This is a genomic window from Nocardiopsis mwathae, assembly GCF_014201195.1.
GTDB lineage: Bacteria > Actinomycetota > Actinomycetes > Streptosporangiales > Streptosporangiaceae > Nocardiopsis_C > Nocardiopsis_C mwathae.
Genome location: NZ_JACHDS010000001.1, coordinates 1,812,018 through 1,826,099, shown reverse-complemented (window position 1 = coordinate 1,826,099; position 14,082 = coordinate 1,812,018). Strand labels below are relative to the sequence as shown.

Below are 14,082 nucleotides of genomic sequence, written 5' to 3'. Positions count from 1 at the left end.
TCGGACCGCCGCTCAGGCGGTACCGCCGCCGGACACCGGCATCTCATCGCCCCCCTCATCGCCGCCCTCGGCGGGAGGCGTGGTCGGCCGTGCGGGCCGCCCCGGGTCGCGCCCGCCCGGCTCCATGCGGAACGGCGGGTAGCGGTCGGTCATCAGCGAGCGGTAGGCGAGCACCCGCAGCAACCACCGGTTCATGCCCAGGACGAAGTCGAAGATGCCGCGCGGGTAGCGGCCGGCGAACAGCAGCGCGATGGCGGCGAAGGCGACGAGCACGAAGATGAGTCCCGGAACGGCCACGTACTTGCCGTAGTCGTCGGTCCACACGGCGGGCATGTCCTCGCTCTTCCACACCCAGCCGGCCTCGCCGTCGCGGGTCGTCCAGACCGCGATGCCGGTGAAGAAGCCGATCACGATCAGATGCGGGATGACCAGCAGCCACCACTTGATCAGCACGAGCCCGCGGGAGAGCCGCTCGGGGTAGTCCACCGAGAACTTGGCGGGGTAGTCGTCGACCTCGGCGAGGGTGAACGGCGGGTACCGGTCGGTACCCAGCGCCCAATAGGTGTAGAAGTTGACGCGCCAGCGCCAGCGCAGCACCCCGACATTGAACGTGAAGATGGACCTGGGGTAGCGGGCGGTGATGAGGATCGCGAAGAAGGCGATCACCGTGAGAATCGCGAACGCGATCCGCAGGAAGAACAGGACGATCCAGTGCGGGATGGCCAGGATCCACTTGACCAGCCACATCCATCGGGTGACCGGACCGAGTTCCCCTTCGACCCGGACCGGATAATTCGTCGCGTGCGCCATTGCGTCCACCCCCGGGAACATCTGCGACCGCTCTCCGGAGACGAATACCCATAACGGCAATTCACTATCCGCTCCGACAATAAAGAAAACCCATGGGGGACGACAATTCACACCAAATCCGGGCGGATGCGGGCCGCGAAGTCCGAGAAATGTCCGGCGCGGCACGCGGCGTCGGGTTCAGGGCAGCAGCCCCTGGCGGCGCGCCTCGCTGACCGCCTCCAGCCGCGTGTGCGCGCCGAGGCGGCGCATGGCCGAGCGCAGGTAGCTCTTGACCGTCTCGGGCCGCAGCCCCAGCTGGTCGGCGATTCCGGCGTTGGTGCACCCCAGGGCGGCGCACGAGAGCACGTCGAGCTCGCGCGGCGCCAGCGCCGGGGCATCGCCGTCCCGGCCGCGGCCCGCCTGGTCGCCGTCCGCGGCGGAGGCCATCCGCGAACTGATCTCCAGCAGCCGCGCCTGCAGGTCGGCGTCGACCACCCGCCCGGCCAGCGAGCGCAGCTCGGCGTTGAGCGCCCGGATCTCCTCCCAGTGCGGCGCGCCGGCCGCGGTGCCGCGGTCCCGCGGCCCGGCCCGCGCGCGCTCCAGGTCCAGCAGGCGCCGCTGGGCCTCGTCGCGCACCGCGATCTCCTGCTCGACGGCGCGGGCGACCGCGTGCACCGCCGCGATGGCGCGGTCGCCCATCGGCAGCGTCTGGCGCAGCGCGCCGAGCAGCAGCCCGCGCGGCCGGTCGCGCACCACGACGGGGACCGCCACGATGGCGCCGAGCTTCTCGGCGCGCACGGCGGCGTCGTACTCGTGGCTGATCGCCGAGGCCGAGATGTAGTCGCGCACCCAGGCCGGGCGGCGGGTGGCCAGGCTCTTGCCGCCCAGCCCGCACCCCGGTTCGACGACCAGGCCGCGGATGGCCTCGGTGCGGGTTCCGGCCAGCTCGGTGTAGCGGGCGCGGCCGCCGGGGCCGACCGCGCCGCCGAAGACCACCGGCAGCCCGCTGTCTCTGCGGAGGCGGGGTAGGGCGGAGCGGATCTCCGCGAGGTCGTCGCCGCGGGCGGCACGGGGCTGCATACCGAGTTCCCTCCCGTGTCGGGCGCGATCCCCTACCCCCGTTCGGGGGTAGGGAGACGCCGGTCACATCGGCAACGATCGTAGTGCGTCCCCTCCGCCCCGCGCGACCACGACCGAACGACAAGGACGGCGACCATGACCAAGTCCTATGCCAGCGGCGCCTCCCCCCAGCCGCTGCTGGGCGACACCATCGGGGAGAACCTGGACCGGACGGTGGCGACGTTCCCGCGCAGAGAGGCGCTGGTGGACGTCGTATCGGGCCGCAGGTGGACCTATGCCCGGTTCGGCGCCGCGGTCGACGCCGTGGCGCTGGGCCTGCTGGCGATGGGCGTCGAGCGCGGCGACCGGGTGGGGATCTGGTCACCCAACCGGCCGGAGTGGTCGCTGGTGCAGTACGCGACCGCCAAGGTCGGCGCGATCATGGTGAACATCAACCCCGCCTACCGCGCGCACGAGCTGGAGTACGTGCTCGACCAGTCGGGTGTGCGGCTTCTGGTGGCCGCGCAGCGGCACAAGGGCAGCGACTACCGGCGGATGGCCGAGCGGAGCCGGGAGCGCTGCCCCGCGCTGCGCGACGTCGTCTACCTCGACGACCCGAGCTGGGACCTGCTGCTGGACCGGGGGGCCGGGGTGCCGCCGGAGCGGCTGGCCGCACGCGCCGCGACGCTGTCCTGCGACGACCCGATCAACATCCAGTACACCTCGGGAACGACCGGCTTCCCCAAGGGTGCGACGCTGACCCACCACAACATCCTGAACAACGGGTACTTCGTCGGCGAGCTGCTGGGCTACACCGAACACGACCGGATCTGCCTCCCCGTGCCCTTGTATCACTGCTTCGGCATGGTCATGGGGAATCTGGCGGCCTCCAGCCACGGCGCCTGCGCGATCATCCCGGCGCCGTCCTTCGAGGCGGCCGCCACCCTGCGCGCGGTCGCCGAGGAGCGGGCCACGGCGCTGTACGGGGTGCCGACGATGTTCATCGCCGAGCTGGGGCTGGCCGACTTCGCCGCTTACGACCTGTCCAGCCTGCGCACCGGCATCATGGCGGGCTCGCCGTGCCCCGAGGAGATCATGAAGCGGGTCATGTCGGAGATGCACATGCCCGAGGTCGCCATCTGCTACGGCATGACCGAGACCTCCCCGGTGTCCACGATGACCCGGGTCAACGACGACCTGGAGCGCCGCACCGCCACCGTGGGCCGGGTGATGCCGCACGTGGAGATCAAGGTCGTCGACCCGGCCAGCGGTGTCACCCTGCCCCGCGGCGAGCCGGGCGAGCTGTGCACGCGGGGGTACTCGGTGATGACCGGGTACTGGGAGGAGCCGGAGAAGACCGCCGAGGCGATCGACGCCGGGAGGTGGATGCACACCGGCGACCTTGCGGTGATGCGCGAGGACGGCTACGCGGCGATCGTCGGCCGCCTCAAGGACATGATCATCCGCGGCGGGGAGAACATCTACCCGCGCGAGATCGAGGAGTTCCTCTACACCCACCCCAAGGTCGCCGACGTCCAGGTCGTCGGGGTGCCCGACGCGAAGTACGGCGAGGAGGTCCTGGCCTGCGTCATCCCCCGCGACCCCGCCGACCCGCCCACCCGCGACGAGGTCGCCGGGTTCTGCCGCGACCGGCTCGCCCACTTCAAGGTGCCGCGCTACGTGCGGGTGGTGGAGTCGTTCCCGATGACGGTGAGCGGCAAGGTCCGCAAGGTCGAGATGCGTGCCCGGGCTGCCGAGGAGCTGGGGCTGGAGCCGGCCCCTCGGTGACGGCGCCGGCCCCTCGGTGAGGCCGCCACGGGGGCGGCGGCCTCACCGAGGGGCCGGGGTCGGGCGGGGTCAGTGGACGCGGTCCAGGAACGCGCCGTCGACGACGAGGTTGGTTCCGGTGACGAAGCTCGCCGCGGGGCTGCCGAGGTAGACGGCGGCTCGGGCGACCTCCTCGGGGCGGCCCAGCCGCCCGTAGGGGATCCTGGCCCGGATGCTCTCGTAGAACACGGGGTCGTTGTGCCTGCGGCGGTCCCAACCGCCGCCGGGGAACTCGATCGGGCCGGGCGAGACCGTGTTCACCCGCACGCCCTTCTCCGCCCACGACCGGGCCAGCGCGGCCGCGTAGTGGTTGAGCGCGGCCTTGACCGCGCCGTAGGCCTTGGGCCCGGAGGGCGCGCTGGCGTGCAGGGCCGAGGTGGTGGAGATGAGGACCACCGCCCCACCCCGCTCGGAGGCGGCCAGGTGCGGCTCGGCGTACTCGGTCAGCCGCACGAACGGCAGGATGTCGGCGGCCAGCCCGCGCTCCCACTGGTCGGGGGTGGCCGCGCTGCCGCCCGACACGTTGGACACCAGCACGTCGATGCCGCCGAGCCGCTCGGCCGCCTCGGCGACGAAGCCGCGCAGCGCCTCGCCGTCGGTGACATCGGCCGCCTGCTCGACGACCCGGCGGCCGGTCGCGCGCAGCTCCTCGGCGGCGCGCTTGAGCGGCTCGGGTGACCGGGCGCAGATGGCGAGGTCGGCCCCTTCCTCGGCGAAGGTCCGGGCGATGGCGCGGCCGATGCCCCGGCTCGCCCCGGTGACGACGACCCTGGCTCCCTGGAGTCCGAGATCCATCGGCGTTCTACGTCCTCTCTGGTGTGGCCGCGCTTGTCCCGCACGCGGCCGCGGGCGGCCCCCTGCCCGCGGCGAAGGGGGCGCCCGCGGTGATCATGCCTGGGAACCTCTCACCCTATGCGCCCGTGGAGTGGAACCCTCCGTCGACGTGGACGATCTCGCCGGTGGTGGCGGGGAACCAGTCCGACAGCAGCGCGACGACGGCGCGCGCCGCCGGCTCGGGGTCGGAGGTGTCCCAGCCGAGCGGGGCGCGCTCGGGCCAGTGCCCGGCGAGCTCGTCGAAGCCGGGGATGCTGCGGGCGGCCATGGTGCGCAGCGGGCCGGCCGAGACGAGGTTGACCCGGATCTTCTGGTCGCCGAGGTAGCGGGCCAGGTAGCGGGCGGTGGAGGTGAGCCCGGACTTGGCGACGCCCATCCAGTCGTAGACCGGGTAGGAGACGCTGTTGTCGAAGTCCATGGCCACCACGGAGCCGCCGTCCCGCATCAGCGGCAGCACCGCCGTGGTCAGCGACTTCAGCGAGAACGTGGAGGTGTGCACGGCGGTGGCGACATCCTCCCACGCGGTGTCGAGGAAGTTGCCGCCCAGTGCGCCCTGCGGCGTGAAGCCGATCGAGTGCACGATGCCGTCGATGCCGTCGACGTGCTTGCCGATCCGGTCGGCGAGGCTGTCGAGGTGGCCGCTGTCGGTGACGTCGAGCTCGATCACCGGCGGGGTCTCGGGGAGCCGCTGCGCGATGCGCTCGACCAGGCTCAGCCGGCCGTAGCCGGTGAGCACGACCGTGGCGCCCTGCTCCTGGCACAGGCGGGCGACGTGGAAGGCGATCGAGGAGTCGGTGATCACCCCGGTGACGAGGATGCGCTTGCCCTCAAGGATTCCCATGGAGTCTTTCCGTCCAGTTCTTTCGTTCGCGCCCGGTAGCAGGGGACCGCGGCGCGGGAGCGCCGCCGCTGCCGGCGGGTTGGTGGCGTCGGGGTCAGTGGCCCATGCCGAGGCCGCCGTCGACGGGGATGACCGCACCGGTGATGTAGGCGGCGTCCTCGCTGCTGAGGAAGCGCACCGTCCTGGCGATCTCCTCGGCCGTTCCGAAGCGGCCCAGCGGGACGTTCTTCTTGATCTCGGCCTGCCGCTCCTCGGGCAGGGCCGCGGTCATGTCGGTCTCGATGAAGCCGGGGGCCACGACGTTCACGGTGATGCCGCGGGAGCCCAGCTCGCGGGCGAGCGAGCGGCCGAAGCCGACGAGCCCGGCCTTGGAGGCGGCGTAGTTGGCCTGGCCGCCGGAGCCGAGCAGGCCGACGACCGAGGAGACCAGGACGATCCGGCCGCGGCGCTTGCGCATCATGCCGCGGACCGCGCGCTTGGCGACGCGGAACGCCCCGGTGAGGTTGGTGTCCAGGACCGAGGCGAAGTCGTCCTCGCTCATCAGGGCGAGCAGCTGGTCCTTGGTGACGCCCGCGTTGGCCACCAGGACCTCGACCGGGCCGTACTCCTCCTCGACCTGCTTGAACGCGGCGTCGACCTGAGCGGTGTCGGTGATGTCGCAGTGGACGCCGAACAGGCCCTCCGGCGGTTCGCCCGACCGGTACGTGACGGCGACGTCGTCGCCGGCCGCGGCGAGCTCACGCGCGATGGCCAGGCCGATCCCCCGGCTGCCGCCGGTGACCAGTGCCGTGCGGGACATATCTCGAACTACCTCCGAATGCGCTGATGAGCGCGGTGACAACCATGCCAGAACGGACAGCAGCGTATCCAGCTACTTGGCGGTAACGGAATCGAGCCGGGGGAACCGGGCCCGGCACGCCCGGGCGTCGGCCCCTGCTGTCGGCAAAACCGCGGATCAGGATGGGTGCGGACGGCGTCAGAGGGCGGCCGCGCGGGTACAGAGGACTGTGCCGGTGTACGGCCAGAGGAATCCGGGTACGCGCCGCCCGCAGCATGGGGAGGACCCATGAAGACCATCACCACCGCCTCACCCGTCGACTTCGATGCCCACGGCGACTACGGAACGTTCCTGACCAGCCCGAAGGAAGCGGCCTTCGTCCGGCCTCCCTACACTTTCCGCGGCCGGGTCGGCTCGCAGCGGTTCCCCGCCGAGGCCCACCGCTACCACCTGTACGCCTCCTACGCCTGCCCCTGGTCCCAGCGCGCGCTGATCGTCCGCAAGCTCAAGGGCCTGGAGGACGTCGTTTCGGTCGGCATCGCCGACCCGATCCGGGACGGCCGGGGCTGGGCGTTTCGCGAAGGTCCGGGGCACGGCCCCGACGACGTGGGGAACTTCGCGCTGCTGCGCGACGTCTACACGGCCAGTCGGCCGGGCTACGACGGGCACGTCTCGGTACCGGTGCTGTGGGACACCTTCACCCGCCGTATCGTGAGCAACAACTTCCCCGATATCACACTGGACCTCAACTCCTGCTTCAACGCCTGGGCGCGCAACCGGATCGAGCTGTACCCGGCCGGGATGCGCTCGGACATCGACACGCTCAGCCGCAGGATCTACTCCACCGTGAACAACGGGGTGTACCGGTGCGGCTTCGCGCCGACCCAGGCCGCCTACGACAGCGCGGTCAGCGAGCTCTTCGCCACCCTCGACGACCTGGAGGAGCGGCTGGGTACGCGCCGCTACCTGTTCGGCGACCGCATCACCGAGGCCGACGTGCGGCTCTGGGTGACCCTCGTGCGGTTCGACGTCGTCTATGTGACGCACTTCAAGACCAATGTGCGGCGCCTGGTCGACTACCCGAACCTGTGGGGCTACACCCGCGACCTGTACTCCGAGCCGGCGTTCCGCGAGACCACCGACTTCGACCACATCAAGCGGCACTACTTCGTCACGCACAGCGCGATCAATCCGCGCCGGATCGTCCCGGCCGGGCCGCAGGTGGACTTCCACGCACCGCACGACCGGGCGCACCTGAGCGAGCGGGACCCGCACGCGCAGCTCGTCCGGGCCGGCGACATCGTCAGTCCGCGCCGAGAGACCTGAGTCCGGCCTCGACGAGCCGGGGGACGGCCTCGCCGAGCCGGTCGAAGTCGTCCCCCACCGTCTGGCCGCGGGCGAAGCGGTAGTGGATGCCCTCCAGGATGACGGCGAGCTTGAAGTAGGCGAAGGCGACGTAGAAGTCGAGGCCGGAGACGTCGCGTCCGGAGCACCGCGCGTAGCGCTCGGCGATCTCGTCGGGGCCGGGGTAGCCCGGCGCCGTGTGGGCGTCGCTGACGCCGGGGACGGGCGGGATGGCGGGGCTGCTGTAGGCGATGAGGAGGGCCAGGTCGGTGAAGGGGTCGCCGAGGGTGGACATCTCCCAGTCGAGGACGGCGGTGATGCGGTCGTCGGGGCCGGCACCGTCCCCGGCGCCGATCAGGAGGTTGTCCAGCCGGTAGTCGCCGTGGACGATGGTCGGCGGGGGTGAGGCGGGCAGCGCCGCCGCGAGCCGGGAGTGCAGCTCGTCGATGCCGGGCAGCTCGCGGCTCCGGGAGGAGTCCAGCTGGCGGGCCCACCGGCGGAGCTGGCGCTCGACGAACCCGTCGGGGCGCCCGAAGTCGCCGAGACCGACCGCGGCCGGGTCGACGGCGTGCAGGTCGACCAGGGTGTCGATCATCGCGTGGGCGATGTTCCGGGTGCGCCGCGGGCCGAGTCGGGCCAGTCGGTCGGCCTCCCGGTAGGGCGTGCCGACGACCCGCTCCATGACGTAGAAGCTCGCCCCGATGACCTCGGGGTCGTCGCAGTACAGGACCGTCCCCGGCACCGGGACGGGCGTCGGCGCGAGCGCGGTGACGACGCGGTGCTCGCGCGACATGTCGTGCGCCGTGGGAAGCACGTGGCCGAGCGGCGGGCGGCGCACGACCCAGTGCCGGTGGCCGTCGGTGACGTCATAGGTGAGATTGGAGCGGCCGCCGGTGATGAGGGTGGCCCGCAGGTCGCCGCACACGAGTCCGGGCCGTTCGGCGTCGAGGTGGGCACGCAGCCGCTGCGGGTCCAGCCCCGGGGGGTTCGTCGTCGCCGTACCCACGGTCGGCCCTCCCGCCGTTCGATGCCTTCGAGGAGCGACCAACATACCACCCGGTCGGTATTCGATCTGCGTCCGGTCGGAGGGTGCTCGGAGGGCGGCCTCCCGGACCGACATGTCGGCACGGTGTGTGACCCTGGAAGGACCCCTCCGACAAGAGAAGAAAGGCCCCCGGTGCCCCACACCGCCCTCCCCTGCGCCGATTCCCCATGCTTCACCCCTCACCGGACACCACGTCGGACCGCTACGCACGGTGAGGCGGCCGCGCGATGATGGGCGGCTCGCACGCCGCCACCGGCGCACTGGCCGGGGTGGCGGCCACCGGGCTGCTCGCCCCGCTTTTCGGCGTCCCCGCGGGGCCGGTGGAGCTGACCGCCGCCGCGGGGATCGGCGCGGGCGCTGCCCTCCTGCCCGACCTCGACCACCCCAACTCCACGGCCACCCGCTCGCAGGGCCCGGCCACCGGGCTGGTCAGCCGCGGCGCCCGGGCGCTGTCGGCCGCCGTCTACCGGCGCACCCGCACCCGCGGCGACCGCGTGTCCGACGGCGAGCACCGCTACCTGCTGCACACCCCGCTGTTCGCGCTCGCCGTGGGCGCCGCGGTGGGAGTGGTCTGCAGCCTGTGGTGGCAGGCGCTTGCGGTCGTCCTGTGGCTGACGCTTTCCCTGGCACTGCGCGGCCTGGGCCAGTGCCTGCCCCGCGGCCGCAACCGGCGGGAGCTGGGATCGTGGCCGACCGTGTCCCTGCTCGCGGGCGTCGCCACCGCGCTACTGGTCGGTTGGGGCGGCGTGGCCACGGGCGGCTACGTGGGCGCGGTGCTGGCGATGGGCATGATCGTGCACTCGCTGGGCGACGCACTGACGCGCACGGCCGTCCCCCTGGCCTGGCCGGTGCGCATCCGAGGGCAGCGCTGGCGGATGGTCGGGATGCCCCACGGCCTGCGCTTCTCGACCGGTTCTCCGGTGGAACTGGTCATCCGGTGGGGCTGCCTGCTCGGCACCCCCGCGCTGGGCGCGGCGCTGCTGGTCTGAGCGGCGCACCGGCCCGCTCAGGAAAGGCGGCCGACGTGCCCGAGGGCCTGACGCAGCAGCACGCCCTGGCCGCCGCTCATCTCCTGCTGGACGGCGGGGCCGGCGGCCTCCTCGGGGGTGAACCACACCAGGTCGAGCGCGTCCTGGCGGGGCTGGCAGTCGCCGGTGACCGGGACGACGTAGGCCAGCGACACCGCGTGCTGGCGCGGGTCGTGGAACGGCGTGATGCCGGGGGTCGGGAAGTACTCGGCGACGGTGAACGGCTGCGGCGATGCGGGGACGTGCGGCAGCGCCATCGGGCCGAGGTCCTTCTCCAGGTGGCGCGTGAGCGCGTCGCGGATGCGCTCGTGGTAGAGGACCCGCCCGGAGACCAGGGCGCGGCTGATGGTGCCGTCCGGGGCGGCCCGCAGCAGCAGGCCGACGTGCGTCACCATGCCGGACTCGTCGGTCCGCACCGGGACGGCGTTGACATAGAGGATGGGCAGCCGACTGCGCACGCCGTCCAGCTCCTCGGGCGAGAACCATCCGGGCGCGCTGTCACTCATGCTTTCCGTCATGTCGACGTTCTACCGCATCAGGGGCCACAGGAGAGCGGTCGACCCACCCGTGTCCGCCGTCGGCGTGTCCGCGCGGCGCCTCAGGGGCGGCGGCCGACCGCGCAGTACTGCGCCACCGGGGTGGTGTCGGCACCGGGTTCGGGGCGCCACTCCGTGCACGGGACGACGCCGGGTGCCACCGTTTCCAGGCCGTCGAACAGCGCGGCGAGTTCGTCGGCGGTCCGCAGCACCAGCGGGGTGGAGCCGCCCTCGTTCCACAGCCGCGCGGCCTCCTCCATGGCCGCGGCGTCCACCTCGGTGGTGGACACCGAGACGGCCAGGTGGCTGCCGGAGGGCAGGGCGTCCATCAGGGTCCGCACGATGGCCGCGTCCTGCCCGGGGTCGGTGATGAACTCCAGCACGCCGAGGAGCATGACGGCGACGGGCCGGTCGAAGTCCAGGGTCCGGGCGGCCTGTTCCAGGACGTCGGAGGGCTCGCGCAGGTCGGCGTGGACGTAGTCGGTCCTGCCCCGTTCGTCCCCGACGAGCAGGGCGCGGGCGTGGGCGAGCACGACCGGGTCGTTGTCGACGTAGACGACGCGGCTGTCCGGGGCCGCCGACTGGGCGACCTCGTGGGTGTTGTCGGCGGTGGGGATGCCGGTTCCGATGTCGAGGAACTGCCGGATGCCGGCGTCGGCGGCGAGGTGGCGCACGGCCCGGCCGAGGAACGCGCGGTCGGCGCGGGCGTTGGCGCCCATCTGCGGCATGGCCTCCAGGATCAGATCGCCGGTGGCGCGGTCGGCGGCGAAGTTGTCCTTGCCGCCCAGCCAGTAGTCCCAGATCCGGGCGGGGTGGGCGGCGCTCGTGTCGATCCCGGGCGGTGCCGCGGGGTCGTCGAAGCGGGGTTGCATCCAGGCGGGACGTTCGGTCATGGCGGGGCCCCCGTTGTGCGTGCTCGGTCTGCCGGTGCGTCGCACGCATCGTAGTGGTGGCGGGGGTTCCGGCTCCGCCGGGGGTGCTCCGGGCCGGGCGGGCGCACGGCGCCGGGGTCAGGCGGGGGCGGTCGCGGGCCGCAGGGCGTCGAGGAGGAGGCGGGCGTAGTGGGCGCCGATCTCGGCGGGGGTCAGCGCGCCTTCGGCGCGGTACCAGGTGCTGAGATGGTGCACCGAGCCGAAGTAGAAGTCCACCACCAGGTCCGCGGGCACGCGGTCGGCGAAGACGCCCTCGCTCTGGCCCTCGCTGATCAGCGACCGGAACAGCTCGTGGTAGCGGCGCCGCTCGGCCCGGACCTCGCGCTGCTTGGCGGCGCTGAGCTGGTGCATCGAGCGGAAGAAGATCGTGGCGTCGTCCAGGTTGGCGATGGTGCTGACGACGACGTCGGCGGCGGCCCGGCCGAGGCGGTCGTCGACGGGCCCGCCGGAGGCGGCGATCTCCTCCAGTCTGCACATCTGCATGCGCAGCACCCGCGCGTAGACCTCGGCGAGCAGGTCGTCCTTGGCGGCGAAGTAGTGGTACATCGCGCCCTTGGTGACGGCGGCGGCGTCCACGATCTCCTTCACGGAGGTGCGGTCGAAGCCCTTCTCGGCGAAGAGCCGGGTGGCCGCGGTGAGCAGGCGCCGCGGCACGGTGTCGGCCGCCGCGCCGGCCCTCTCACCGGCCGCGGCCGCCGCGCCGGCCCTCTCACCGGCCGCGGCCGCCGCGGCGGCCTCGGCGCGGTCGGCGGGGGCGCAGGACGCCGGGGACGGGGGTCTTGCTGAGCTGCCTTCGCCACCGCGGGTTCGGACGGCCACGGCACGGCCTTTCTGTCACTGTTCTGCCGCTGTGCGACCCGGTCGGGTCGTGTTCTCCGAGGGCCCCGGTGCGGGGGCCACGTGCACACAATAGACCGGGACGCGCCCCGGGCGAGGGTGACGCCGGTCACCCGCACACGTCTGCGCGGTCAGGCCCGCGCGCCGGGCGGGAGCAGCGGGCCGCCCTCCCACTCCTGGAACACCAGAGTCGTCTGCACCTGGGTGATCTCCGGTCGGCAGGTGAGCTCGTCGATGACGAGCCGCTGCAGGTCGGCGACGCTCTCGGCGGCCACCAGGACCAGGAAGTCGTCGCGCCCGGCCAGGTGGTAGAGCGCGCGGGTCTCGGGCTGGGAGCGGATGTGCTCGGCCAGGGAGGCGAGCAGTTCGCGGCGGTGCTGGGCGCGGATGGTGAGGAATGCCTGGATGGGGCGCCCCAGAGCCTCGGGCGAAACCTGGAGGCGGTAGCCCAGGATGACGCCGCCCTCGCGCATCCGGTTGACGCGGTCCAGGCAGGTGGAGGCCGCAATGCCCACGGTGGCGGCGAGTTCGCGGTTGGTGATCCGTGCATCGTTCTGCAGAACCCGCAGAATCTCCAGGTCGGTCGAATCAAGACGCAGATTATCGGCCATGGTCCGAAGATATCACGGCAGTTTGCCATATAGACCGATAACTCAACATAATTGAGCTGTTCTTGCCGTGAAACGACCGGGACCTCCCGGTCGTTTCGTCGTGTCGCAGGCCGCAGCGGTGACGCAGCTCACCCGATGGGAGGGATCCGCCATGCCACAGCCGGAGCACCTGCTCCTCTTCACCCTCACCACGGTGTTGATCGTGGTCCTACCCGGACCGGACTTCGTCCTGGTCACCCGCAACACCCTCACCGGGGGACGCCGCACCGGCTTCGCGACGGCCGCAGGCTGCGTGCTGGGCATGTCGGCCTGGGCGGCCCTGGCCGCGGCCGGGCTGACCGTGCTCATCGCGGCCAACCCGACGCTCGTCACGGTGCTGCGCCTGGCGGGCGCGGCCTACCTCATCTACCTGGGCACCAGCGCGCTGGTGCGGCTCCGGCGGCGATGGCGCGCGGGCACCCTCGTCCAGGCCGCCGACCCGGCCTCCGGCGGGGAGGGAGAGCCGACCGAGGGCACGGGGGTGCACGGCGGCGCCCCGTTCTGGCAGGGCCTGCTCAACAACGTGCTCAACCCCAAGCCGCTGGCGTTCTTCCTCACCGCGCTGCCGCAGTTCATCGACTCCCCCGCCGACGCCACCCTGCAGACGGCGGTGCTGGGCTCCATCGTGGTGCTGGTGACGGGGGCGTGGTGGCTGATCTACATCCTGTCGATCACCCGCCTGACCGAGTTCCTGCGCCGCCGCCGGGTCCGCCAGGGCATCGAACTGGGCAGCGGCGTCGCGCTGACCGCCTTCGGCGTCGCCCTCGCGCTGGCCGCCTGACCGGATCCGGGTAGCGGCGCTACCCGGCGGCCAGCAGCGGGGCGGCCCGGTGCATGGCGAGGGCGACCGGGCCGGGGGCCAGCACCGCCAGCGCCGCGCGGTAGTCGGCCCCGGCGTCCAGGTCGGTCAGCCACACGTCGGCGGGCGCTTTCGGCGCGCTCCAGGCGACCAGACCCGCCGGGTCGCCCGGCCCCGTGACCCCGACACTGCCGAGCCCGGCCGACAGTCCGTCCCCGGTCGCCTTGAGCAGGGCCTCCTTGCGCGCCCAGTACCGGAAGAAGCCGGCGGTGCGCTCGGCGCCGGGCAAGGCGTGCCAGGCCGCGAGCTCCTTCTCGGTGAGCGTGTAGGAGGCCAGCCGGTCGATGTCCCGGTCGGGCGCGACCGCCTCGACGTCGACCCCCACCTCGACCCCGTCGGACACGGCGAGTGCGACCCGGTCGCCGGAGTGGCTGATCGAGATCTCCAGGCCGAGCGCCGGCCCGGCGGGGCGCGGCTTGCCGTGCGGCTCGGTGCGCGGCTCCCGGCGCGACTCGCAGTTCCTGCAGTGCAGGGTGAAGCGCACCTCCTGCGGTGCGCACCCGGCGCGGCGGGCGCAGACGAGCCGGGCCAGGGCGTGGGCCACCGCGTAGCGGTCGCGGTCGGCCGCGAGGCGGAAGCGCGCGTGGCGGGCGCGCTCCTCCTCGTCGAGCAGGTCGAGCAGGCCGGGGTGCGCCTGGGCCGGTTCCGCCCACCACACGTCACAGGTCGGTTTCGTCACGCCCCCATTGTGGCGGGTCGTCCGCGCCCGCGGCACACCCGACC

At 72.7% G+C, this 14,082-nt stretch carries 15 protein-coding genes; 4 read left to right on the top strand and 11 right to left on the bottom strand.

What is annotated here, in order from left to right; all coding sequences use genetic code 11:
- Positions 1-12: 12 nt before the first annotated feature.
- Together HNR23_RS07490 and HNR23_RS07485 are read right to left on the bottom strand one after the other, a co-directional pair.
- Positions 13-810, bottom strand: coding sequence for a DUF4389 domain-containing protein (locus HNR23_RS07490; RefSeq protein ID WP_184074698.1), 798 nt, complete (start codon positions 808-810; stop codon positions 13-15).
- Between the two features lie 177 nt (positions 811-987).
- Positions 988-1,869, bottom strand: coding sequence for a helix-turn-helix transcriptional regulator (locus HNR23_RS07485; RefSeq protein WP_184074697.1), 882 nt, complete (start codon positions 1,867-1,869; stop codon positions 988-990).
- 135 nt (positions 1,870-2,004) lie between these two features.
- On the opposite strand from HNR23_RS07485, the gene HNR23_RS07480 reads away from it, so the two are divergent.
- The gene (locus HNR23_RS07480; RefSeq protein ID WP_184074696.1) at positions 2,005-3,636 is read left to right on the top strand and encodes an AMP-binding protein; all 1,632 of its coding nucleotides are present in this window, start codon (positions 2,005-2,007) and stop codon (positions 3,634-3,636) included.
- Positions 3,637-3,705: 69 nt separating this feature from the next.
- Here the strand turns inward: HNR23_RS07480 and HNR23_RS07475 are convergent, their stop codons facing one another.
- From HNR23_RS07475 to fabG, 3 genes are all read right to left on the bottom strand, one after another.
- Positions 3,706-4,470, bottom strand: coding sequence for an SDR family NAD(P)-dependent oxidoreductase (locus HNR23_RS07475; protein WP_184074695.1), 765 nt, complete (start codon positions 4,468-4,470; stop codon positions 3,706-3,708).
- Positions 4,471-4,585: 115 nt separating this feature from the next.
- Positions 4,586-5,350 (bottom strand): enoyl-ACP reductase FabI, encoded by a 765-nt coding sequence (fabI, locus tag HNR23_RS07470; protein WP_184074694.1) that lies wholly within the window; start codon positions 5,348-5,350, stop codon positions 4,586-4,588.
- A gap of 94 nt (positions 5,351-5,444) precedes the next feature.
- Positions 5,445-6,149 carry a 3-oxoacyl-[acyl-carrier-protein] reductase gene (gene fabG, locus HNR23_RS07465; RefSeq protein ID WP_184074693.1) on the bottom strand — a complete coding sequence of 235 codons (705 nt, stop codon included), beginning with the start codon at positions 6,147-6,149 and terminating at the stop codon, positions 5,445-5,447.
- Positions 6,150-6,416: 267 nt separating this feature from the next.
- On the opposite strand from fabG, the gene HNR23_RS07460 reads away from it, so the two are divergent.
- Positions 6,417-7,454, top strand: coding sequence for a glutathione S-transferase family protein (locus HNR23_RS07460; protein ID WP_184074692.1), 1,038 nt, complete (start codon positions 6,417-6,419; stop codon positions 7,452-7,454).
- Here the strand turns inward: HNR23_RS07460 and HNR23_RS07455 are convergent.
- The gene (locus tag HNR23_RS07455) at positions 7,432-8,523 is read right to left on the bottom strand and encodes a phosphotransferase family protein (protein WP_184074691.1); all 1,092 of its coding nucleotides are present in this window, start codon (positions 8,521-8,523) and stop codon (positions 7,432-7,434) included. The two genes, HNR23_RS07460 and HNR23_RS07455, sit on opposite strands and share 23 nt — an antisense overlap.
- 221 nt (positions 8,524-8,744) lie before the next feature.
- On the opposite strand from HNR23_RS07455, the gene HNR23_RS07450 reads away from it, so the two are divergent.
- A complete protein-coding gene (locus tag HNR23_RS07450) occupies positions 8,745-9,506 on the top strand; it encodes a metal-dependent hydrolase (RefSeq protein WP_343070463.1) in 762 nt (253 codons plus the stop codon).
- A gap of 17 nt (positions 9,507-9,523) precedes the next feature.
- On the opposite strand, the gene HNR23_RS07445 is transcribed toward HNR23_RS07450, so the two are convergent.
- The 4 genes from HNR23_RS07445 to HNR23_RS07430 form a co-directional block, all read right to left on the bottom strand.
- Positions 9,524-10,063 carry an NUDIX hydrolase family protein gene (locus HNR23_RS07445; protein ID WP_184074690.1) on the bottom strand — a complete coding sequence of 180 codons (540 nt, stop codon included), beginning with the start codon at positions 10,061-10,063 and terminating at the stop codon, positions 9,524-9,526.
- Positions 10,064-10,143: 80 nt separating this feature from the next.
- Positions 10,144-10,974 (bottom strand): SAM-dependent methyltransferase, encoded by an 831-nt coding sequence (locus tag HNR23_RS07440; protein ID WP_184074689.1) that lies wholly within the window; start codon positions 10,972-10,974, stop codon positions 10,144-10,146.
- Positions 10,975-11,091: 117 nt separating this feature from the next.
- A complete protein-coding gene (locus tag HNR23_RS07435; RefSeq protein WP_184080043.1) occupies positions 11,092-11,667 on the bottom strand; it encodes a TetR family transcriptional regulator in 576 nt (191 codons plus the stop codon).
- A gap of 314 nt (positions 11,668-11,981) precedes the next feature.
- The gene (locus tag HNR23_RS07430; protein ID WP_184074688.1) at positions 11,982-12,461 is read right to left on the bottom strand and encodes an Lrp/AsnC family transcriptional regulator; all 480 of its coding nucleotides are present in this window, start codon (positions 12,459-12,461) and stop codon (positions 11,982-11,984) included.
- A 151-nt stretch (positions 12,462-12,612) separates the two neighbouring features.
- Here HNR23_RS07430 and HNR23_RS07425 point away from each other — a divergent pair, with 151 nt between their 5' ends.
- Positions 12,613-13,281, top strand: coding sequence for a LysE family translocator (locus HNR23_RS07425; protein WP_184074687.1), 669 nt, complete (start codon positions 12,613-12,615; stop codon positions 13,279-13,281).
- 19 nt (positions 13,282-13,300) lie between these two features.
- Here the strand turns inward: HNR23_RS07425 and HNR23_RS07420 are convergent, their stop codons facing one another.
- Positions 13,301-14,038 (bottom strand): 4'-phosphopantetheinyl transferase family protein, encoded by a 738-nt coding sequence (locus HNR23_RS07420; RefSeq protein WP_343070462.1) that lies wholly within the window; start codon positions 14,036-14,038, stop codon positions 13,301-13,303.
- Positions 14,039-14,082: the final 44 nt, after the last annotated feature.